Consider the following 21,836-nt stretch of genomic DNA (forward strand, 5'->3'; position numbering starts at 1 on the left):
CAGTTATTATTCGTCATTCTCGAAACTGGCATTTTGATAGTATTCTGGCGTCAGATTGATAAAGCGGGTAAATTGACCTTCAAAACCCAAACGTATGGTGCCGATAGGACCGTTACGCTGTTTGCCAATGATGATTTCAGCCACGCCTTTATGGTCTGTATTCTCATTATAAACCTCATCACGGTAGATGAACATAATCAAATCCGCATCCTGCTCAATCGCACCAGATTCACGCAAATCCGACATAATAGGGCGCTTATTAGGGCGATTCTCTAGACTACGGTTAAGCTGCGATAAGGCGATGACTGGACATTCAAGCTCACGGGCCAGCGCCTTTAAACTCCGAGAAATCTCAGATATCTCTCCAACACGGTTGGTATCAAGACCAGGAACTTTCATTAATTGTAGATAATCGACGATAATAGCGCCAAGCTTGCCATCATGATTTTTGGCAATACGGCGGCAGCGTGAGCGCAGCTCTGACGGCGGCAAGGCTGTACTGTCATCAATATAAAGATGCTTTGATTGCAAATGCTGAATGGCGTTCATCATTTTTGCCCATTCATCTTCATTCATTTGTCCAGAGCGCAGGTGCGTCTGATTAATCGCGCCCCATGATGATAGCAAACGCATTACGATAGATTCTGCTGGCATCTCCATCGAAAATACCACCACGGGCAAATCTTCATTAAATAAAATCCCTTCTGCCAAGTTCATGGCAAAGGTGGTTTTACCCATTGATGGACGTGCAGCCACAATGACCAAATCGCCTGCTTGCAAGCCTTGGGTTTTATTATTAAGCTCAACAAATGGGGTTTGCAGACCAATCATGCCATCTGGGTTTGATTTAAGCTCTTGGATTTTATCAATAACATTGGTCAATACGGCGGTAATACCGACAGGTCCACGCTGCTCAGCACGTTTGTTATGCTGCTCATTGATGCTAAATATCTTTGCTTCTACGTTATCCAAAATATCACTGACGGTTTGGTCTTTGGGATTGTAGGCAAGGGTCAACATATCATTACCGGTAGTAATGAGCTGACGTAGCGTAGACAGCTCGCGCACACGCTGGGCGTAAGCCGTCAGGTTAAATAAAGTCGCCGGACTTTGGCTCAAAATATCTGCCAAATAACTGTCACCACCAGCGCTTTTGAGCAGTTTTTGCGCCTCTAACCAATCATGCACCATGACCGTATCATAAGGCTCATTGACGGCGGCTAAATGGGCGATACTATCAAAAATATATTGGTGTCGCCCCGCATAAAAGTCGTCTTTGGTGACGATATCTGCAATTTTGTCATATGCCTCTTCGATACTCATCAAAGACGCCAGCAAGGCCTTTTCAATATCGATATTGTGCGGCGGTGTCTGATTGAGTAAGTCGTCGGTTTTGTCGGTATCTGCCATGAGTGCCTAATGTTTCAAAAGTCGGTATAGATGGATATTTGGTATAGTTTGTTCTACATAAAAGAAATACAATATTATAACGCACTACTGGGATGCATTTTGCTTGCTTGCTGTAGCTAGCCGGCATGGGCTACGAACCATGAATTCTAGCAGGGCTATATTCTTTTAAAAGTGGATCAACTATATAAGTATTTATTTTAGTCATGATACAGCAAAGCAAACGCGATGCACCTCGATGAGAGAAGTACCAAAACGTCGTCTCACTCCTGCCAGTAAATGCTACAATCAAAAGCAAAAGTTTAACACATTATGCCGTTTTTTCGGCTCATATAAGTAATTATCTATAAAAATGCACGCTTCTATGAAATGAAGTTCATGGCATATAACACAGCTTCAAATACGCTCATTTATCATAAAAAATAAAATAGAATCAGCTACTTAATATAATAATAGGATGTTATTGCTATGCAAGAAAAATTACCATTACTCATCACGACTGGCGAACCTGCGGGCATCGGTATGGACATCGTACTGCTGCTAGCCACAGAAGGTAAGTTACAAAATTTTGATCGCCCAGTTTGGGTCACGGCAGATAGCAAGGCAATGCAAAAACGTGCCGATGAGCTTATTGCTGCGGGCATACTCAAAAGCTGCCCACCTTGGAAAACGATCAATGCACATGAAGCAACTATAGAAGACGATGATTTTTTACATCAAATGTCACAGCAGGAAATTAACGGTGGCACGGTTAATGATGGTAATGCTTTTATCTTATTCAATATTCCTTGTGCTGCGTTCGTGGCTTGCGGGAAAATTGATATCAATAATTCTGCAATGGTCGCAAAGCAGTTGGAAATAGCGCATAAACTGGCAGCCAACAAAACAGTGGCCGCTATCGTAACGGGTCCATTGCAAAAATCAGCGTTGATAGATGCCGATATTAAATTGCTCGATGGCACGATGTTCAGCGGTCATACTGAATTTTTTATGCAGCAAAGTGGCTGTGCTAAAGTCGTCATGATGCTCGCCAATGAAGCCATGAAAGTCGCGCTTGTTACGACGCATTTGGCGTTAAAAGACGTGCCTGCTGCCATCACCGCCGATAATGTACGCCAAACGGTACAAATCGTCATCGATGATATGCGTGAGAAATTTGGCTTAATACAGCCACGTATTTTGGTCTGTGGTCTCAATCCACATGCAGGCGAAGGCGGACATTTGGGAGTCGAGGAGATTGAGATTATCAATCCCGTGCTACAAGAGTTTATCGATGCAGGTGTCGATATCTCAGAGGCGATGCCAGCGGATACGTTATTTACGCCGAGACATTTAGCCAACTGCGATGCCGTTATCGCTATGTACCATGACCAAGGTTTGCCAGTACTTAAATCGCACGGCTTTGGTGATACCGTCAATCTAACGTTGGGGTTGCCTTATATTCGCACTTCGGTCGATCATGGTACGGCGCTTGATTTGGCAGGACGTGGCGGCGCTAGTGCAACCAGCCTATACCAAGCACTCATCATGGCAAATGAGATGGCCGATAAATCAATCATTGATAGACCTCTTGCATAAGTCGATGCCTTGGCGAGATTTGTCACGCAGTATTGGGTAGTTTTAGTATCAGCAATACCTTTTATGAATCATCAAACACGGCCTAATATAAGTGGTTCTATTATACCAGTCTGTTTTAAGTGGTCTGTTAATAGGTTTAGAGGGTGAAATAGCTGGTTCCTTTGGGGTATAGCGTATGATTGCAATCTCACTTTAGATGGTAAATAACAAACTTGCTCTAATAATATTTTCATATCGGGTGCTGCTCTGCTATAAAATCAACAACTACATAAATGAGTGCTACATATCATAGGATTGAGCTACATGTCATCAGCTGAGCAACTTTGGATTGCAATTTATGATTTTTATTGCCTTTTAGCCAGTAAGAATAACGAGGAGGCCTCCTATCAAAGGCTTTTTGAACAGCATCCTGCTATTTTCACTGTGCTCGGAATAGATACAGCAGCGTCGTTTGAAAAAAGTTCGCCAAATACTCTGCCATTTGATGAAGATAGAAATTTTAATCCTGAACCTGATTTCATTGGAGCAGAAATCGAAGCTGGGATCTTGACTGTTGTAGAACTAAAAACGCCTTTTGTGGGAAATATTACAACCAGTCGAAATGATGGTAATAGAGCAAAGTTCAAAGCTATAGCTGAAGGCTATATTTCGCAAACAACTGAGTATGTTGAGTCTATAAGACAGAATCGAGAGGCTAGGGATGTAGTCAAGAAAGTGCTTAATGTCTCTAAAACTTCTGATTACCGTGCGAAACTTATTTATGCACTTAGCGCTGAGAACGACACACATCTTGTTAACTCTATTATGGCACAACGAAAAGTACCGACCGAGATAGTTTTCTATGATGATCTTTTTGAGCGTATGGTCAAAGCGTATTCAATCGGGAGAAGCGATAGCTTATCGCGTGATGGGTGGTGCTTCGTAACACATATTTATTTTGGAGATATGCAAGCGTCTGGAAAAACGTTCATTGCAGATTACGGTTCTGCAAACACTGATCGAATTTCAGTTTGTCTAAATAACAACGAGATTATTTTTGAGTGCTTTGATTCCCGGCAGGAGATTCACTCGCTTAAAGCACGCTTAGATGGGATAGGGCCACACTATATCAGATTTGAGTTTTCGAATGACTCAAGTGGTACATACATGTCGCTAAACGTTAACAATATTGAGTCTGAGCTTCGTTTAAGTAGGGGTGCATTAAAACTATTTCCTAAGATAGAGTTTTTTACTCTTGGTGCAGATTCAAACGGAAACAACGGAGCGCATTTCTATATGTTAGAGCACTACGCAGTTAACAAAACTCTAAGCTTAATTGATAAGTTAAATACTTTTCGCTATTTTCAACAAAAAATTAGCAAAACTTCTCATTGTCTTGAGTTCAAACCAAAGGATTATATGATTCGACAATCGTCAGGTGATATGGGACAAGAATTAGATGCATTCAAACCAATTTTGCGTGCTTGGCCACTCGTTAAAACTAAGGTATAAATGTTTGCTTATCAGGAAAATTCAACTTTACTCACATGATGGTACTTATGGCAATCGCGAATAACTCAATCTATCCTCGAAAAACTAACTTTCTGTACACCATGAAGTACCCTGTGAGTATTTCAGCGAGTTAAAACATTGATACTAGTAGCCTACAGCCGAAGATTCAAGTCGTCACTAGGGAACCGTATATACAACCATATTATAGCAAATGGTTTAGAACAAAAAAGCTACTGTGTCGGTTGCGCCAAGGTATGGGTAGTTTACGGATCAAATATCTCAAAAACACAGTCAAATAATAAGCTGTGATATAATTCATCCCAATAAAACACTCATTTTATCGTCATTGCTCACTTTTACCTCTTACTCATTAAGACTATTCTATGTCAAAAACTACATTTGATGCACAGAGCATTTCCAACAGCTTAAAAGCTGCCAAACACCAACCGCGTAAACGCTTTGGTCAAAATTTCTTACATGACCGTAGTGTTATCCGTGAGATTGTTGAGAGCATTCGTCTAGAGCGCGATGATAATTTGATTGAGATTGGACCGGGTATGGGCGCATTGACTGAGCCGCTATTGGCAGAAGTGGATGCAATGACTGTGATAGAGCTGGATCGGGATTTGGCCGATAGCTTGCGTATTCGTATTGGGGCTAATAGCCATCCGGATTTCACGATTATCAAAGACAATGCCATGCACGTAGATTATCGAGAGCTTTATAGCGAGCAGCGCGGCAAGCTGCGGGTAGTCGGTAATCTACCGTATAACATCTCTACGCCGATACTCTTTCATCTGCTCAGTTATGCTGATGTGATTCAAGACATGCATTTTATGCTGCAAAAAGAAGTGGTCGAGCGTATCACTGCCGATGTTGGTAATAAAACTTATGGTCGCCTATCTGTCATTATGCAATATCATTGCCATACGGATTATCTACTCACCGTACCGCGCGGTGCCTTTAATCCGCCGCCAAAAGTGACCAGTGCTGTTTTTCGTCTGACCCCGCATATTAATAAGCCGGTCGTGGCAGAAGATGAAGACTATTTTGCATTGGTGGTGCGCGAAACCTTTAATCATCGCCGTAAGACATTGCGCGCTATCTTTAAAAAATCAACGCTATTACCGACGTTGAGCGAAGACGATTTTGCGGCTTGTGCCATCCACCCACAAGCCCGTCCTGAAACCTTGAGCGTGAAAGATTTTGTGAGGCTAAGCAATCAGGCGCGCACTGTGCCGGTATAATGTATTAATGTCCCACTGGCACAGAGACAGTAGACGGGTGCTATTTTGACCATCAAGTAAATAGTTTTGATTTAATGGTTAAAAAGTACCAGATAATCACAAATATCTAAAAGCCATTTAAACATTATAGTCAGTCCTAAATAAAAGAAATACAAATATTATAAAGCACGACTGGGGTTAATTTTTCTTGCTTGCTGTAGCTAGCAGACAGAGGCTGCGAATCATTAACCCCAGTAGTGCTGCACTCTTTTAAAAGTGGATCAACTGTATTTAAAAGCTATCATATAAAAATCATTGAGGGTTTATGAGTTTTCGTCATCAGTATGTCATCGGTGATTTACAAGGCTGCTATGCGGCGTATCTTCAGCTACTTGAAACATTGGATTTTGATCCTGCGCAAGATAAATTATGGTTTGCCGGTGACTTAGTGGCACGCGGCGAGGACTCGTTAAATACCTTGCGTCATGTCAAATCATTATGTGAGCAAGGGGCCGCCGCTACAGTACTTGGCAATCATGACATTAATTTGCTAGCTGTCTGGCGCGGTGCGACGAAAATTAAGAAAAAAGATAAGACCTCCCCGATTTTTGCTGCCGATGATGGTGATGATTTGCTGGAGTGGCTACGCCATCAGCCATTATTGGCTTATCCTGATGAGCATACAGTGCTGGTGCATGCGGGTATCCCACCGCACTGGAGTATTGAGGAGGCCGCACATTATGCACGGCAGTTAGAGTCACAGCTACGTGGTCATCTAAAGCAGCTTGATAGATTGTTACCAAATCTCTATAGCAAGACGGCAGATGAGTGGCATGCAGACATTCATGGGTTTACGAAAATGCGGGCGATAGCCAATTATTTTACTCGTATGCGCTTATGTCAGCAGGATGGGTTACTTGAATTTAGCTTTACCTCAGCACTAGATGAGCGCATGCCAGAAGGGTTTTTGCCTTGGTTTGAATGGCAAGTGCCGCGCACGCGTAAGGTGTTATTTGGTCATTGGGCCGCGCTCAAAGGTGAGGTTGATTTGCCTTATGCACGCGCACTGGATGGCGGCTGTGTGTGGGGCAATTATCTGATTGCCTATCGTTTGAGTGATGGCAAAACCCTGACGTCAAATGCGCAGTGCTTGCCCACGTCTTCTTAGTTTTTTAGAGATTGCAAAAAACCAGTGAAGCCACCAAATTAACCCATTAACTGGGTAAATTTGGTGGTTTTTTTGGTTTAGGTAACGGTGTTTTGGCGTCGCCTGCGACTTTACTGTCAGGGTGGCTATCATGGCTTATAAGATCAGGGGGCGTTGGATTATTGTCATCAAACGCGGCATGCGTCTTATCATATTCAATGTCCTGACGATAAGGGACACTACTGAGAGCTTCCTCTGTCAGACCATCATCAAGCTCAATGGTTTTATTCATGGCTGGTGTGTTGACAGTGGTATGCGCCTCACGGCTGCTCATTTCTGGATTCAGCTGATGCTCTGCTGATGGATTAGCATAATGTATATCGATGACCGCCTGCTCCTCTGGTGTCTTTTTTTGCAAGGACCTTGGTAGTACTTTGACATCAGATAATCGCCTTACCACATAGTTTTTGGGAATGGGCTGATTGCTATTTTGTGGTGCCGTATCATCAAAAATCATCTGACCTTGGCTGTCAATACGTGCATACTTCATCGGTTTGTCACGTGGCCAAAAGAAGTCTGAAGGGTGCGTCATTAAGTGGCTAAAGAGCTGCTTGGTCAAGCGACTCCAATCGACGAACTTTACTTCTTTTGAGCGTAATGCGACAAATAGCGCCAATGAAAAGCTGACAATTAAGTTGACCATGCCAATAAGTAAAACGCCCAAGACAGAAAGCAGCACAACCTCCCAGTCTAGTTGATTCGATGAGAGATTAAATAAGCCATGAGCCAAGTTTGCGGAGGCAAAAGCAATATGGCGAATATCAATCGGTAAGCCAAATAAGAAACCAATCGTTGCGGTACTTCCTAAGAATACCCCAAATATAAAGTTACCCATGATGGCGCCAAGATTGGCTTCTATAAAGCCGCTTAAACGCTGTAGCCATGCTTTGGGTAATAAGTACTGTAATAGCTTATGACGCTGAATACGGGCGCCTATTTGGTTGTAGACCGCCAAATTGTCATAATAGCCCGCAATCAGACCCGATAAAAATAAATATACCCCAGCAATGGCAGCATGTGGCAAAGCCAGCGAGCGAAAAGGGTCGAGGTCATGAAGTAGGTGTGCGGCCTTATCTGTATTAATCATCGGCGCGCCGGTATATTGTAACCAAGCAAAAGAGATAATCAGGGCGACTGGTATTGCCACCATAATATTACCCATGATGGCAATAAACTGGGTACGTAAAATATCGACCACCAATTCAGACAGCTTATTTAACTGATGTGATTTTTTGCCCGAGCTGTCCGATATGGTGGAAGCGATAGCTGCTGCTGTCATGGCAGGCTGTTTGGTGGCGACCGTACCATGAACAATATGAATAAAAACGAAGCCCAAACCATAAATCATACTATTAATAAAGGCGCGTCCCATCGGTGCTAGCGCTAAATGATAGGTCACGATCTTGAGGGTTGCCATAAAAGCAATAATAAAACCGCCTATAGAGGCTTTTCTAAACATCTTTTGATAGCCGCTCTTATCGGTACTGATATAGTGCTCACCGACGCGACTGGCGTTTTCAGTCACTTTACGTGACAGCAGCTTGGTATTATTGTCAATCAAATAGCCGATGCTATAACGGTGACTGGCAGTCGTAATCAGCGTTTGAATCAATTCAATTATTGCCCGATCACGCTTATCGTAGTTGTTTGCTACCAGCTCAGTTAAGATGCGCATACGCTGTAAGCTTTGATCCAAGCGTAGCATCATGTTGGTTAGACGAATAGAGATGCCGGTTTTATAAATGCGCTTGCGTATGGTGGCAACAATATCCTCGCATTGTTCAATCATGACCAATAAAGGCGCTGGATCCACAGCTTTTTCGGGAATGATATCGGTTAAGGTATCAAGCTCATGTGCTTCTCGGTACTGATTGACGTACAAGACCGCTTCTTGATTTTGTGCTACGAATGACGCTGAGTAATTCAGCATTTGCGGGTAAGATTCCATCAAGTCTGGATGCAAGCCAATGCCGCTGATACGATAAGATAAAATAATAATCGCATTCAAAATACTGTTTTTTGCCGTCGCGACTAAGTTTAAATGCTGCTCATTGACTTTGAGTAGGCCGACCAGCTCATCCCACTTTTCTTTTTCGATATTGGCAAGCCAGTGCTCATCAGAGCGCCTATCAAATAAATAACCAACCAATTCTACGACAGAATCTTCTTGTGGCAGCAGTGGCAAAAAACGATGACCAATCAGACGGCGCAAACTGTAAAAGAAACCCTGGTCTGACATAATGCCAGTATCGGTATAAAGAGCGATTTGGCGATATTCAATAATAAGTTTTAAGACGAAACTTGACAGTCCGTCGCCATATTCTGGATGCTGACGTAAAACCTCAATGAGATCTTGAATATTCTGATTGGCTAAAGCGGGCTCTTTATCACTCACTCGTAGCTTATCGATTAAGCGCTTAAGTACCGCAGGATCTGGCACATCACTTAAGGCAGTAATCTGTTGTAAAATGTGTTTTATCTCTGACACATCGTATCCCTTATGGTGGTTATTTCAATCATTGTTATTATTCAGTAGGTGCAACGATATATGTGCTTGTAGTGATGGCTGTGGCTGTGGCTGTGGCTGTCACTGTTGCGATATATGTCTTTATTAATTTACCGCTTGTTAATTGACAGTGCATTCATTGATAAATTTTGGGATATTTTTATTAAGTTTAATCCAGGTTTTGCGTTATTTTAATCGTAACGGCGCATCAGTGGTCAACTATTTTGTTAGCAGATATTGTGTTGATGGTAGTGTCGATTTCTATGGCGATATTTTTGGCAAAAAAAGGGACAGTAGTGTGACTGTCCCTTTTATCGTAGTGCGGTAGGGCTTACTTTATTATAAAAGTAAGCAATTAGCTAGCAGGTACATCAAAGTAATTAAGGTCAAAGTTCATCATCGGATCACTACCTGCTTGAACCATCTGAGCATGAGCATCAATACGTGGCAACACGCGACCGACGAAGTAATCAGCAAGCTTAGCTTTGTTGGTGTAGAACTCGCCTTCTTTGCCGTTAGCAGCTTCTACCATTAACGCAAACATGTACGAGTAGCATAGATAGCCAAAGGCATGCATATAGTCAACGGCACAGCCATTGATTTCGTTTTTACGCTCGCCAATATTGGCCAGTACTGTTTGGGTAAGGGTTTCTATCGTATCTGCAGCGTCCAGTGTTGCTTGCTTGATACCATGATCCGCTTGCATATTATTGACAAACTCACGAATCTCACCTAAGAAGTTGGTGACGTATTTGCCGTTATTTTTCGCCACTTTACGACCTAGTAGATCAAGCGCTTGAATACCATTGGTGCCTTCATAAATCTGCGCAATACGGGTATCACGAACGATTTGCTCCATACCCCATTCGCGGATATAGCCGTGACCACCGAATACTTGTTGGCAATCAATCGTCGCTTCTAGCGCTTTGTCAGTCAAGAATGCTTTGGCAACTGGCGTCAGTAGGGCAACGCGAGCGGCAGCAGCTTGAGCAGCTTCTGGATCGGTACTAAACTTTTCTTCATCAAGGTTTTTGGCGACATACATCGCAAAGCAACGTGATGCTTCAGTATTGGTTTTAGCATTTAACAACATGCGGCGTACATCGGCATGGTGGATAATTGCATCAGCTGGTTTTTCTGGGCTTTGCAGCTGAGTGTCGCTACGACCTTGACCACGGTCATTGGCATATAGCGCCGCATTTTGGTAAGCAAGCTCAGCACCACCAAGACCTTGTAGACCCATAGTGACACGCTCATAGTTCATCATAATGAACATAGAAGACAGCCCCGTGTTTTCGGCACCAACCATCCAACCTTTGGCACTGTCAAAGTTCATCACACAAGTAGCTGAGGCTTTGATACCCATTTTGTGCTCGATAGAACCAACAGCCAAGGTGTTACGCTCGCCTAAGCTACCATCTTCATTAACCAAGAATTTCGGTACCACAAACAGTGAGATACCCTTTGAGCCTTCTGGTGCGTTCGGCGTTTTTGCCAATACCAAATGAATGATGTTGTCAGTAAGGTCATGCTCACCGCCTGTGATAAAGATTTTGGTACCAGAGATGTCATAGCTACCGTCATCGTTAGGGATAGCTTTGGTTTTGATGATACCTAAGTCAGTACCAGCATGTGGTTCTGTCAAGCACATGGTGCCCGCCCAGTCACCGTTATACATTTTTTCTAGATAGGTTTGCTTTTGCTCTTCTGAGCCAGCAGCATTGAGACACAATGTCGCGCCAACGGTAAGGTTGGGGTAGAGGGCGAATGATTGATTAGCAGTGAAAACCATCTCTTCGGTGAGCATGGTCACCATTTTGGGGAAACCTTGACCGCCATATTCAGCGTTACCACTTAAGCCGACCCAGCCAGATTCTGCATACTGCTTATAAGCTTCTTTAAAGCCAGTCGGAGTAGTAACGACGCCATCACCTTGAAAGGTTGCACCTTCTTCATCACCGCTACGGTTGATAGGTAGCAGAACATTTTTGGTCAGTTTTGCCATTTCTTCCAAAATCATATCGACCGTTTCCATGTCGACATGAGCTAGATTTTCGTTATTTTGCCAAAATTCATGGGCTTTAAATACGTCAGTCAAAATAAAGCGCATGTCGTTAAGAGGGGCGTTATAAACAGCCATAAACATTCCTTTGGTTCAAATGAATAAAAATTAAATACATTAAGATTATCGGTTGTTCTTTTTGAGTTAACCTTAACGGTCGATAGCTAAAGTTTAGCAAATTAGCGGCTTGGCTTGTGTATTTCTTCGTGAATTGTGCGTACACCAAAAACATTTATGAGGCAAAATAATTACCCTTAAATATAGTGGTAATAAGCAAATCGGCAACACACCTTGGTATATTGCCGATTATTAAGAGATTTTGATGAAACAATGATCAGTTAAAACTTTTATTAAAAGGCAAATTGATTAACATCCATGCTCATATACGGCTCAACGCCAGTAGCGATACGTTGTACGTGAGTGGTGGTACGTGGCAATAATTTGGCAAAGTAAAATTGTGCTGTTTTTACTTTGGCGTCATAGAATGCCTGCTCGCTGCTACCATTAGCGATTTCGGTTTGCGCGACTAATGCCATACGTGCCCATAGGTACGCCAACGTCACATAGCCGCTAAAATACATATAATCAACCGCCGCGCCGCCCACTGCATCTGGGTTTTCAGTGGCTTGCATACTGATACGTGCAGTCAAATCGCCCCATTCTTTTAGATGTTTGGCAAGGGGACGAATAAATTGACCCATCTCATCCTTGTCTTGGTTATCGTCACAGAATGCTTGAATGATTTGCACAAAGTTGGCAAGCAGTTTGCCTTGTGAGCCTAAGACTTTACGACCTAGTAGATCAAGCGCTTGGATTTCAGTGGTACCTTCGTAAAGACACGCAATACGTGTATCACGGACGTTTTGCTCCATGCCCCATTCGCTGATAAAGCCATGACCACCATAAACTTGTACGCCATGGTTGGCCGCTTCTAGACCCGTTTCAGTCAAGAACGCTTTGGCAATCGGTGTCAGCAGTGACAGCATTTGGTCAGCAAACTTCAGCGCATCGCCTTCGCCTTTTGCCACGGTATCGGCAAAATGTGAGAGGTAATAAACTAAGGCGCGACCACCTTCTGCAAAGGCTTTTTCAGTCAACAGCATATTACGAACGGCTGGATGCACAATGATTGGATCAGCTGCTTTTTCTGGCGCTTTGGCACCTGACAATGAACGCATCGCTAGACGGTCTTTGGCATACATTAATGAGCCTTGGAACGCATATTCAGCCGCGGTTAAGCCTTGAACCGCCGTACCGATACGGGCCACGTTCATAAAGGTAAACATACACTGTAGACCACGGTTTTCAGGACCAATTAAGTAACCGATTGCACCATCAAAGTTCATCACACAAGTGGCTGAGGCTTTGATACCCATTTTGTGTTCGATAGAACCACAAACGACCTTGTTGTTTTGGCCTAGGCTGTTGTCTTCATTGACCATGATTTTAGGCACGATGAACAAAGAGATGCCTTTGGTGCCAGCAGGCGCGCCTGGTAGACGAGCCAAGACAATATGAATAATATTGTCGGTTAGATCATGCTCACCTGCTGAGATAAAGATTTTTTGACCGGTAATGCTATAACTGCCATCATTATTTGGTTCCGCTTTGGTACGGATAATACCCAAATCAGAGCCAGCATGCGCTTCAGTTAGACACATGGTACCTGACCATTCGCCGCTGACCATTTTTTCTAGATAAGTTTGCTTTTGCTCATCCGTACCATGATGCTCGATGGTTTGGATAGCACCATGCGATAGGCCAGGGTACATAGAAAATGACCAGTTCGCGGTACCAACCATCTCATTGATGACCGTCGATAATGAGAACGGCATGTTTTGACCACCGAATGCTTCTTCAGCGGACAAAGCTGGGAATCCAAGCTCACAATACGCTTTATAAGCTTCTTTAAAGCCTTTTGGCGTGGTGACTTGACCATTATTAAACTGGCAGCCTTCAGCATCACCGCTTTGATTCAATGGTGACAGCTCATTTTCAGCAAAGCTTGCTGCCATCTCAAACAGACTGTCCATCAACTCGCGATCTGCTTCTTGGAACGCAGGCAAGGTTTTATAGTGGCTTTCGCTGTCAAGTAACTCATGCATCACGAATTGGATATCACGTAAGGGTGCTTTGTATTGCATAACTTCCTGTCCTTTTTTAGTGTATGACCGACAGCGATGGGACGACTGTGTTTTTTAAGTCTGAGTTGCTAGTATCTCGCTGGCATGGAATGTGTCTGCGTTATTAATGAATAGTTAACAAACAACGATACCGATCATATGAAATAACATTGAGAAGAGAAAAGAATTAAGACCGTATCTGTAAATTCTTGGTAAAAGATAGGCGTTCACTGGTAAATATACAAGTTTGGTGACAATACTGATAAGTCATCAACCTATCTTGCATCCTATGTGCAATATAGCCTACGCGCTAAGAGTATTGGTAGATATGGCGGGGGAGCGTGATCAGGATGTTTTATACTGCCACTCTAATCACGGTTATTTTTCGACAAATGTTGTTGCATTAACATATCGGTTGCAACCTCAGCAGACATAGGTTTGCCAAACCAATAGCCTTGACCGTACTGACAACCCATAGCCAAGAGCAAATCGCGCTGATGTTCATTTTCGATACCCTCTGCGATGACCTGCATATCCAGTGCCTCTGCCAACGTCAAAATAGCGTTGACAATGGCACGTTGGGTTTTATCCGCGGTAATCTTGGAGATAAAGCTTTTATCGATTTTAATGAAGTCAAAGGGATATTCTTGCAGATAACTCAAGGAAGCGTAGCCGGTACCAAAGTCGTCTAAAGCCAGACAAACTCCTAGCGCTTTTAATAACTCAAGCTGTTTTTTGACATTAGAGTGGCGCTTCATCAAAGATGATTCTGTCACCTCAATATGTAAGTGATGCGCTGCAATCTGATGCTGTGCCAGTAAATTACTGACCAAATTGAAAAACTCTGGATTGCTGAATTCAGTGGCATCGGCATTGATACAGATATGTTGGTCAAAGCCCAAACCTTGCCAAATCTTTAGCTGCTCAGCGATTTGGGTTGCCACCTGAGAGAACAACTCAAGTGATAATTTATGAGAGATGATGGCATCAATAAAATCAATAGGTTGCAACAATCCGCGAGTGGGATGCTGCCAGCGTACCAATGCTTCAAAACCTGAGATATCGCCCGTTTGTAGAGCAAATTTGGGTTGATAGTAGGTGACGAACTGACCTTCGATGGTGGCTCTTCTAAGCTCGTATTCTAACTGTAGATGATCAGCATTGAGCTCAATAATGGATTTGTTATACCAATACACATCATCGCCACCGTGCTGCTTGACGTAGTTTAATGCTTTTTCAGCTTTGGTCAATAAGCCGATAAACTCATTATCATTTTCGGGATAGTAGCTGACCCCAACAGAGACATGGCAATATACTTCGGTATTTGTGGCGCCATTATCATTGACAAAAAAAGGACGCTCACACATTTGCATTAAACTGTCTAGCTGATGGCGCACCATATTGGCGTCACTACACTCAAACAATAAAGCAAAGTCATCACCGCCAAAATGTGAAAAACAGCGCAAATGATCAAGTGCCAGTGCCTTAATCCGCAATACAAAATCCTCAACCAAAGTGTTGATGTATTCAGGTCCTAACAATGTAGCAAGGTTGCGATAACGATCGATATTGACACGGACAATCACCACTTCTTGATAGCTCTCTAACAACAGCTCACTGGTCTGACTCAAAAATACCTTACGGTTTGGCAGTCCAGTCACCTCATCATGATTGAGCAAATGCACCATTTTCTTTTTATTTTTTACAACGATCGAGGTATCTCGAATCGTGCCGACATAGTACGGCGTATCATCTAGGTAGATTCTGCGGTAAGTGATATGGCAATCAACATTGTGCCCGTAACGGTTTGCTATGGAAAAATCAATTTCACAGAACCCTGTGCTGTCCAAACTGCTAATCAGATTTTTTAATACCAATTGTTCATCTTCTGATAACAATTCAGCGGCGTATATGCCAAGCGGACGCCCAAGCAAAAAATCTTCCGTGTAACCGATCATGCGCTCATAAGTCGCATTGACCGATAAATAATACAAATTTGCATCTAGGATAAAGATAGCATCTTCATATTGTTCACAGAGTTTGATCAATAATTGCTGTTTGTCCGCCAGTGGCATCGGTGTGAAAGCAGTCATAACTGAACTCATAAAATGGATTAACTATACTAAGGGTGAACACGTGGCAATAGCGCCTGCAATGTTGCTAAGGCAACCACTGGTGCAGTTTCTGTTCGTAACACCCTTACGCCAATTTGCCAAGGCTCAAAACCGACACTTTGTGCCTGCTTGCATTCCTCATCACTTAATCCACCTTCAGGACCAATCAACAATTCGATATAAGGCGCTGGCTGCTGTAATATTGTCAATAGCGAATCAGGCATAGCAGGTTGTCCCGCCTCTGGTACGCTCAGCTGCAGACGCAAATCGGCTGTTTGCTGTAATACATGATAATAAGTATCCTGACTAAGGGTAGTGACCATAGAGCTGACAGCCGATTCCACCTTTACAGGTGTGGTCATCGGTAGGGGCTTGAGCCAATCGTTAATAGCGATAGGAGCAAAGATAAGGGGCGGGCGATTGAGTCCACATTGCTCACAAGCGGCAATGGCGATTTGTTGCCAATGGGCGAGCTTTTTCTCCACTTGGGCAGGTTTTAGATTGACCTCGCCATGATGACTGCTTAGCAACTGAATGGCAGTGACCCCAAGCTCAGTAGACTTTTGAATGGCATAATCCATTCGCTCTGCGCGACTCATCACCAGCCCGATTTTGGTAAATATCGCTGTACTACGATCCTCATTTATATGAGCAAGCAGGGTAACAGTGGCGTGTTTTTTGCTGATGGCGAGTAGCTGTACTTGATACTCACCCCCAAAGCCATCAAACAAAACACCTTGGTCACCAATATTTGCTCGTAATACACGGCACCAATGATGAACAATACTCTCTGTTAATTCGACACTATCACCGATAGACAAGCTGCTTAGCTGAGGGTGAGCGGTCTCTGATTGGTTGCTATCATCATTAACAGCATAAAAAAAACGTCGCACAGTGGCTGAGTCCTATAATGTGATCATACTATTTTGAAACATATTAGCAGAATATTGTTGACATGGGTAAAGGATCGTTATCCGTACTACTGTTACTACTATAGTCAGGGAACAGTAATATCGATACATCAAGTACTGCTGGTATCAATTTTTCTTGCTTGCTGTAGCTAGCTGACAGAGGCTGAAAAAAATTTATACCAGCAGCACGGTAGCGTTTTTGAGATATTTTAACTATATATGTCAATGATTGTACTCTGGGATTCATATACTCATATCAATTGTTAGGGGTTTTCCACGTTAATCCTTGATAATTGCATAAAAATTTTGGCTATAAAAAAACTGGCGCTCCTAGGAAGAACGCCAGTTATTGAATCATTTGCTAAGCGGTTATTGATGGACTAAGCCCAGTGCTTCAATCAAGCGTTTGTTGGGCTCAACCTTATTCATGCTATAAAAATGCATGGCGGGCACGCCCTCGCTGATTAGGCGCTCGCATAAGCGGTAGACCACCTCAAAGCCAAACTCGCGAATCGCCTTGCTATCATCACCAAAATCAGCCAACTGTTTACGCACATAACGCGGGATATCAGCGCCACAGCTGTCAGCAAAACGCATCAGGTTGCTAGAGTTGGTAATGGGCATGATGCCAGCAACCAAAGGCTGTGCAACCGTATCAATACCGCGTTTTTCTAGGCGCTCACGCAGATACAGATAGCTATCAGCGTTGTAGAAAAACTGCGTAATCGAAGCATTGGCGCCTGCTTTATATTTATTGACCAAGTTGTCGACATCAAGCTCAAAGCTACGAGCTTGCGGATGCATTTCAGGGTAGGCGGCTACTTCGATACGGAAGTGATCACCTGAATGCTCACGGATAAACTTTACTAAGTCTAACGCAAATGGCAGCTCACCTATGTCGACCTGACCTGATGGCAAGTCACCACGAAGCGCAACAAGACGGCTGATACCTAAGCTCTTATAAAGATCAAGCAATTCAGCAATTTCACTTTTATCATCGCCAATACAAGACATATGCGGCGCAATATCAGTGTCACCGCGAGCGCATAAGGCTTGGACGATATCTAAGGTGCGGCTACGGGTTGAACCGCCCGCACCGTAAGTTACCGAAAAATACGCAGGCGATAGCTTGTTCAGCTCATCATAAGTGCTGAGGAGCTTTTCGTGTCCTTGCTCAGTTTTGGCAGGGAAAAACTCAAAGGAGAAAGCAGGCTTAGTCACAGTCTGACTCCCTTTAATATTTATAAGCGTCGGGCTTAAATGGACCTTCGACAGGCACACCCAAATACTCAGCTTGTTTTTCAGTCAGCTTGGTTAGCGTACCGTTAAAGCCTGCAACCATCGCAGCGGCAACTTCTTCGTCTAGTTTCTTTGGCAGTACTTTGACATATAAGTTTTCAGTACGCGTATCAGCTGGCAAGTCGGCGAATTTTTCTTCGAACAGATACATCTGCGCCAATACTTGGTTGGCAAATGAGCCGTCCATGACGCGTGATGGATGACCAGTGGCGTTACCTAAGTTCACCAAACGACCTTCAGCAAGCAAAATCAAATAATCGTTCACGTCGTCTGAGCGGAAGATTTGATGGACTTGTGGTTTCACTTCTTCCCAGCGCCAGTTGTCACGCATAAACTGAGTGTCAATTTCAGTATCAAAGTGACCGATGTTACAAACGACAGCACCTGGTTTTAGTGCGGCTAACATGTGTTTATCACAAACATGATAGTTGCCAGTGGTGGTGACAATCATGTCTGTGTCTTCTAACAGGCGAGTGTCGATGCCTTCCGCGCCGCCAGTATTGTCGCCATTGATGTACGGTGACAGTACTTCATAGCCGTCCATACAAGCCTGCATCGCGCAGATAGGATCAACTTCTGAGACCCGTACAATCATACCTTCTTGACGTAAGCTTTGCGCTGAACCTTTACCGACATCGCCATAACCGATCACTAAGGCGCGACGACCAGCAAGGAACATATCAGTAGCACGTTTGATAGCGTCATTTAAGCTATGACGGCAGCCGTATTTGTTGTCATTTTTAGACTTAGTAACGGCGTCGTTAACGTTGATCGCTGGTACTTTAAGTGTGCCTTTATTTAGCATTTCAACTAAGCGATGTACACCAGTGGTGGTTTCTTCTGAAATACCATGGATATTATCAAGTAGCTCAGCATAATCATTGTGAATCAAAGCAGTCAAATCGCCGCCGTCATCCAAGATTAAGTTAGCATCCCAAAGTTTACCTGATTCTTCACCGCCAACGTGGATTTGCTGACGTAAGCACCACTCATACTCTTCTTCGGTTTCGCCTTTCCAAGCATAAACAGAGATACCAGCAGCAGCAATTGCCGCAGCAGCATGGTCTTGGGTTGAGAAGATATTACATGAGGTCCAGCGTACTTCAGCACCTAACGCGACTAGAGTCTCGATAAGGACGGCAGTCTGGATGGTCATGTGAATACAGCCGACGATTTTGGCGCCTTTAAGTGGCTGGTCTGCTTCGTAGCGACGACGCAAGCCCATTAGGGCAGGCATTTCGGCTTCAGCAAGGGTGATTTCACGGCGGCCGTAATCAGCTAAGCTAATGTCAGCGACTTTATAGTCAGTGAAAGCGGGATCGATCGTATGGGCAGATGGGGTATTAGACACTGCGTCCATAATATGCTCCTATCAGTGGTTAATTTATGATAAAAAGAATAAAAACGCAGGTGTCGTTATTTGCGCTGTCAATAATGAATGAAACAATTATTTAACAGTTACCGAGCCTAACATGATGACTGATTAGCATAGCTTGTGCATAAATCTCAAACGTAACTATTAATTCATATGGCGCAACACCTCTCGGAGGTCGTTATTGTAATGTATGGCGCTTAACTTGTCACCTATTGGCTGAGGTAAATAGGTGACGGTTATGGCATATAAAATTATTGTATATGCCTGAGAGCTGATATACAGGCATAAAAAAAGGCCATCGATGGATAGCCTTTATTATTGATAATACAATTTTTAAGTGATGCTAAATAAGTTTAGAACCAGTTATAAGTGAGTGAGGTGAAAAAGTTAGTACCGTCAGTATTATAACCCGGTAGTGTGGTGTACTTCTCGTTGGTAATATTGTTTAAGCGAGCGGTCAGACTTAGATTAGAATTCAGCTTATAATTTCCGCTAATATTAAATAGACCATAGCTGTCAACGAGTTGTGAGTCAGTGTTAGCAGGGTTGCTGTAATAATCACCTACATATTGATATTCAGCACGAATATCTAAGCTTGGTAAACGATAGCCTGCGTATACTAAGCCTTTATGCTCAGGGCGAATAGCAAGGAAGTTATCGTCGTTAGCACCACCACTGCTATCTTTAGCTTGTTGATAGTCGTAGCTACCACCGAACAGATAGCTATTTAATTCCCAGTCTGAAGTCAGTGATACCCCTTCTATTTTGGCTTCGTTGACGTTTTCGCTACCACCGGCAAAAGGATTACCAGGTACAGGTTTAGTGACATAGGTAATTAAGTCTTCGACATTGTTGCGATAGCCAGTTAAACGCGTAGACTGGAGTGGTGTGTCATATTTTATGAAAACTTCATAATTATCACTAGTTTCAGCTTTTAAATCAGCATTACCACCGAAAGGTGAATACAAATCATTGAAACTAGGTGCTCGGAACCCTTTAGCGTAACTGGCACCGATGCGTAGATTGGGGTTGATGTGTAGCGCGCCACCTAAATTATAAGTGGTCTCATCACCATACTGTGAGTTGTCATCATAGCGTAGGTTGGCTTGTGCATCGAACTTATCATTAGCCAATACATAACCCAAAAATGCACTGGTCACATCACGATCATCAACATCAAAGTCGCTGGTATCAATGCTTTGATTGAGATATTCCACACCATAAATACCTTTACCTAATGCCAGTTGCTGCTGAACCACTAAGCTGATTTGATCTTGCTTAGTATCATAAAAACTTTGGTAAGTTTCGGTGTCTATTTTATCTATTGAATGACCATACTGAAGCTTTACGGATGAGCCGGGCAGATAGCGCCAGTCTACGAATGCTTGTGCTGAGCCAATCTCTTGGTCAGAGTAAACATTAGGAGCTGCACCATTATCAAATTCGGTGGTTGATTTGCTATACAGAGCGCTAGCACCAGCCAGCAACTGCTCATTGATACGTTGAGTCAAAGCGATACTAAAGTTATCGCTCTCAAAGCCATCATCATCTTTGTTATAACTAAAACTGTTTGACGGTACCGTAGCATTGATACCATCGGTCTCATTATGACTGGCTGACAGACTTAGTGCTGTGCCTTTGTCAGTAGCTAACTGTGCGCTGGCACCATATAGATACTGATTGTTTGAACCAACACCTGCGGTAACAGAGAAGTTGCTCTTTTTAACATTACTACCTTTAGTAAAAATTTGAATGACGCCGCCCATAGCGTCTGCGCCATAGATACTAGAGCCTGATGCACCATATAAAATCTCGATACGATCAATCTGATCTGTAGGGAGTAGATTTAATGCGGCTGTACCCGTACTGATTGAGCTATAACGAACACCATCAATAAGTACTAAAATCTGTTTGCCATCATAGCCGCGCATATAAATATTGGACACGGTACCCATGCCGCCATTACCGTAATAACTAATACCCGGTTGACGTTGAATCACTTCAAGAGCAGTCTGACCTTGATAACGTTGTAGCTCTTCTTTATCAATGACGCGAGTCTGAGCAATCACGTTGCTGGTTTTAGTTGGCGTACGAGTGGCGGTCACCACAATTTTATCAAGCTCAACTTGTGGTAGTTCGCTATCACTGATGACACTGACATCAGCTGCGGCGTTAGCACTCATAGCAAATGCGCTAAGTGCGCTTAAAATACACAATCGAAGATAAGTGGTCGAAGATGAACGTGATAAAACCATAGGTAGTTCCAAAGTAAAAAAAGCAGAAGTTACAGAAGCGAAATCTGAGTAGCTAGAAATTACAAAAAGTAATAAATAGACCTCTTGCAAAAGTCATAGATTAAGCTCGAAATTAACGATACCAGCAAACAGCTTCATTCTAAGATCATAGCGCTGACGACGGTTGCGATATTTATGAGCCACGATCTTGAATAATTTGATCAAGCCTATTTTGTGTTCAACCATAATACGGAACTTTGCCAGATAATGATTCGCCTGTTTGCATATCTCTAATAACTGACC

General features: G+C 43.2%; 13 protein-coding genes and 1 pseudogene. 4 read left to right on the forward strand and 10 right to left on the reverse strand.

The features are described 5' to 3' along the window. Positions 1-6: 6 nt before the first annotated feature. Positions 7-1,410, reverse strand: coding sequence for a replicative DNA helicase (gene dnaB, locus JMW90_RS11760; protein WP_201564417.1), 1,404 nt, complete (start codon positions 1,408-1,410; stop codon positions 7-9). Between the two features lie 465 nt (positions 1,411-1,875). On the opposite strand from dnaB, the gene pdxA reads away from it, so the two are divergent. The 4 genes from pdxA (at position 1,876) to JMW90_RS11780 (ending at position 6,870) form a co-directional block, all read left to right on the forward strand. Further along, complete coding sequence (gene pdxA / locus JMW90_RS11765) at positions 1,876-2,985, forward strand: 4-hydroxythreonine-4-phosphate dehydrogenase PdxA (RefSeq protein WP_201564418.1); 1,110 nt, start codon at positions 1,876-1,878, stop codon at positions 2,983-2,985. 303 nt (positions 2,986-3,288) lie between these two features. Beyond that, positions 3,289-4,476, forward strand: a complete 1,188-nt coding sequence (locus tag JMW90_RS11770; RefSeq protein ID WP_201564419.1) for a Shedu anti-phage system protein SduA domain-containing protein — start codon at positions 3,289-3,291, stop codon at positions 4,474-4,476. Between the two features lie 383 nt (positions 4,477-4,859). After that, positions 4,860-5,723, forward strand: a complete 864-nt coding sequence (gene rsmA, locus JMW90_RS11775; RefSeq protein ID WP_201564420.1) for a 16S rRNA (adenine(1518)-N(6)/adenine(1519)-N(6))-dimethyltransferase RsmA — start codon at positions 4,860-4,862, stop codon at positions 5,721-5,723. Positions 5,724-6,027: 304 nt separating this feature from the next. Continuing rightward, entirely contained in the window at positions 6,028-6,870 is an 843-nt protein-coding gene (locus JMW90_RS11780) for a symmetrical bis(5'-nucleosyl)-tetraphosphatase (RefSeq protein WP_201564421.1), read from the forward strand. 46 nt (positions 6,871-6,916) lie between these two features. Here the strand turns inward: JMW90_RS11780 and JMW90_RS11785 are convergent, their stop codons facing one another. The 9 genes and pseudogenes from JMW90_RS11785 to JMW90_RS13790 all read right to left on the reverse strand — a co-directional run. Beyond that, positions 6,917-9,397, reverse strand: coding sequence for a site-specific recombinase (locus JMW90_RS11785; protein ID WP_201564422.1), 2,481 nt, complete (start codon positions 9,395-9,397; stop codon positions 6,917-6,919). Between the two features lie 373 nt (positions 9,398-9,770). Beyond that, entirely contained in the window at positions 9,771-11,555 is a 1,785-nt protein-coding gene (locus JMW90_RS11790; RefSeq protein WP_201564423.1) for an acyl-CoA dehydrogenase C-terminal domain-containing protein, read from the reverse strand. Between the two features lie 272 nt (positions 11,556-11,827). Continuing rightward, entirely contained in the window at positions 11,828-13,621 is a 1,794-nt protein-coding gene (locus JMW90_RS11795) for an acyl-CoA dehydrogenase C-terminal domain-containing protein (protein WP_201564424.1), read from the reverse strand. 347 nt (positions 13,622-13,968) lie between these two features. Then, positions 13,969-15,693 (reverse strand): putative bifunctional diguanylate cyclase/phosphodiesterase, encoded by a 1,725-nt coding sequence (locus JMW90_RS11800; RefSeq protein ID WP_227691953.1) that lies wholly within the window; start codon positions 15,691-15,693, stop codon positions 13,969-13,971. 29 nt (positions 15,694-15,722) lie between these two features. Continuing rightward, positions 15,723-16,607, reverse strand: a complete 885-nt coding sequence (locus JMW90_RS11805; RefSeq protein WP_201564426.1) for a 16S rRNA (uracil(1498)-N(3))-methyltransferase — start codon at positions 16,605-16,607, stop codon at positions 15,723-15,725. 387 nt (positions 16,608-16,994) lie between these two features. Then, entirely contained in the window at positions 16,995-17,846 is an 852-nt protein-coding gene (locus tag JMW90_RS11810) for a methylenetetrahydrofolate reductase (protein WP_201564427.1), read from the reverse strand. A gap of 13 nt (positions 17,847-17,859) precedes the next feature. Next, positions 17,860-19,284 (reverse strand): adenosylhomocysteinase, encoded by a 1,425-nt coding sequence (ahcY, locus tag JMW90_RS11815; RefSeq protein ID WP_201564428.1) that lies wholly within the window; start codon positions 19,282-19,284, stop codon positions 17,860-17,862. Between the two features lie 368 nt (positions 19,285-19,652). Next, on the reverse strand, positions 19,653-21,482 hold the full coding sequence (locus JMW90_RS11820; protein ID WP_227691954.1) for a TonB-dependent receptor plug domain-containing protein: 1,830 nt from the start codon (positions 21,480-21,482) through the stop codon (positions 19,653-19,655). A gap of 165 nt (positions 21,483-21,647) precedes the next feature. After that, positions 21,648-21,836 (reverse strand): annotated as a pseudogene (locus JMW90_RS13790) (IS5/IS1182 family transposase); the annotation flags it as partial.

Source organism: Psychrobacter glacincola, assembly GCF_904846215.1.
GTDB lineage: Bacteria > Pseudomonadota > Gammaproteobacteria > Pseudomonadales > Moraxellaceae > Psychrobacter > Psychrobacter glacincola.

What these genes read in the sequence shown, in the direction of transcription:
- JMW90_RS11790 (WP_201564423.1), bottom strand. Translation starts at nt 11,555, where the DNA reads ATGGCTGTTTATAACGCCCCTCTTAACGACATGCGCTTTATTTTGACT.
- JMW90_RS11800 (WP_227691953.1), bottom strand. Translation starts at nt 15,693, where the DNA reads ATGACTGCTTTCACACCGATGCCACTGGCGGACAAACAGCAATTATTG.
- JMW90_RS11780 (WP_201564421.1), top strand. Translation starts at nt 6,028, where the DNA reads ATGAGTTTTCGTCATCAGTATGTCATCGGTGATTTACAAGGCTGCTAT.
- pdxA (WP_201564418.1), top strand. Translation starts at nt 1,876, where the DNA reads ATGCAAGAAAAATTACCATTACTCATCACGACTGGCGAACCTGCGGGC.
- ahcY (WP_201564428.1), bottom strand. Translation starts at nt 19,284, where the DNA reads ATGGACGCAGTGTCTAATACCCCATCTGCCCATACGATCGATCCCGCT.
- dnaB (WP_201564417.1), bottom strand. Translation starts at nt 1,410, where the DNA reads ATGGCAGATACCGACAAAACCGACGACTTACTCAATCAGACACCGCCG.
- JMW90_RS11770 (WP_201564419.1), top strand. Translation starts at nt 3,289, where the DNA reads ATGTCATCAGCTGAGCAACTTTGGATTGCAATTTATGATTTTTATTGC.
- JMW90_RS11795 (WP_201564424.1), bottom strand. Translation starts at nt 13,621, where the DNA reads ATGCAATACAAAGCACCCTTACGTGATATCCAATTCGTGATGCATGAG.
- rsmA (WP_201564420.1), top strand. Translation starts at nt 4,860, where the DNA reads ATGTCAAAAACTACATTTGATGCACAGAGCATTTCCAACAGCTTAAAA.
- JMW90_RS11820 (WP_227691954.1), bottom strand. Translation starts at nt 21,482, where the DNA reads ATGAGTGCTAACGCCGCAGCTGATGTCAGTGTCATCAGTGATAGCGAA.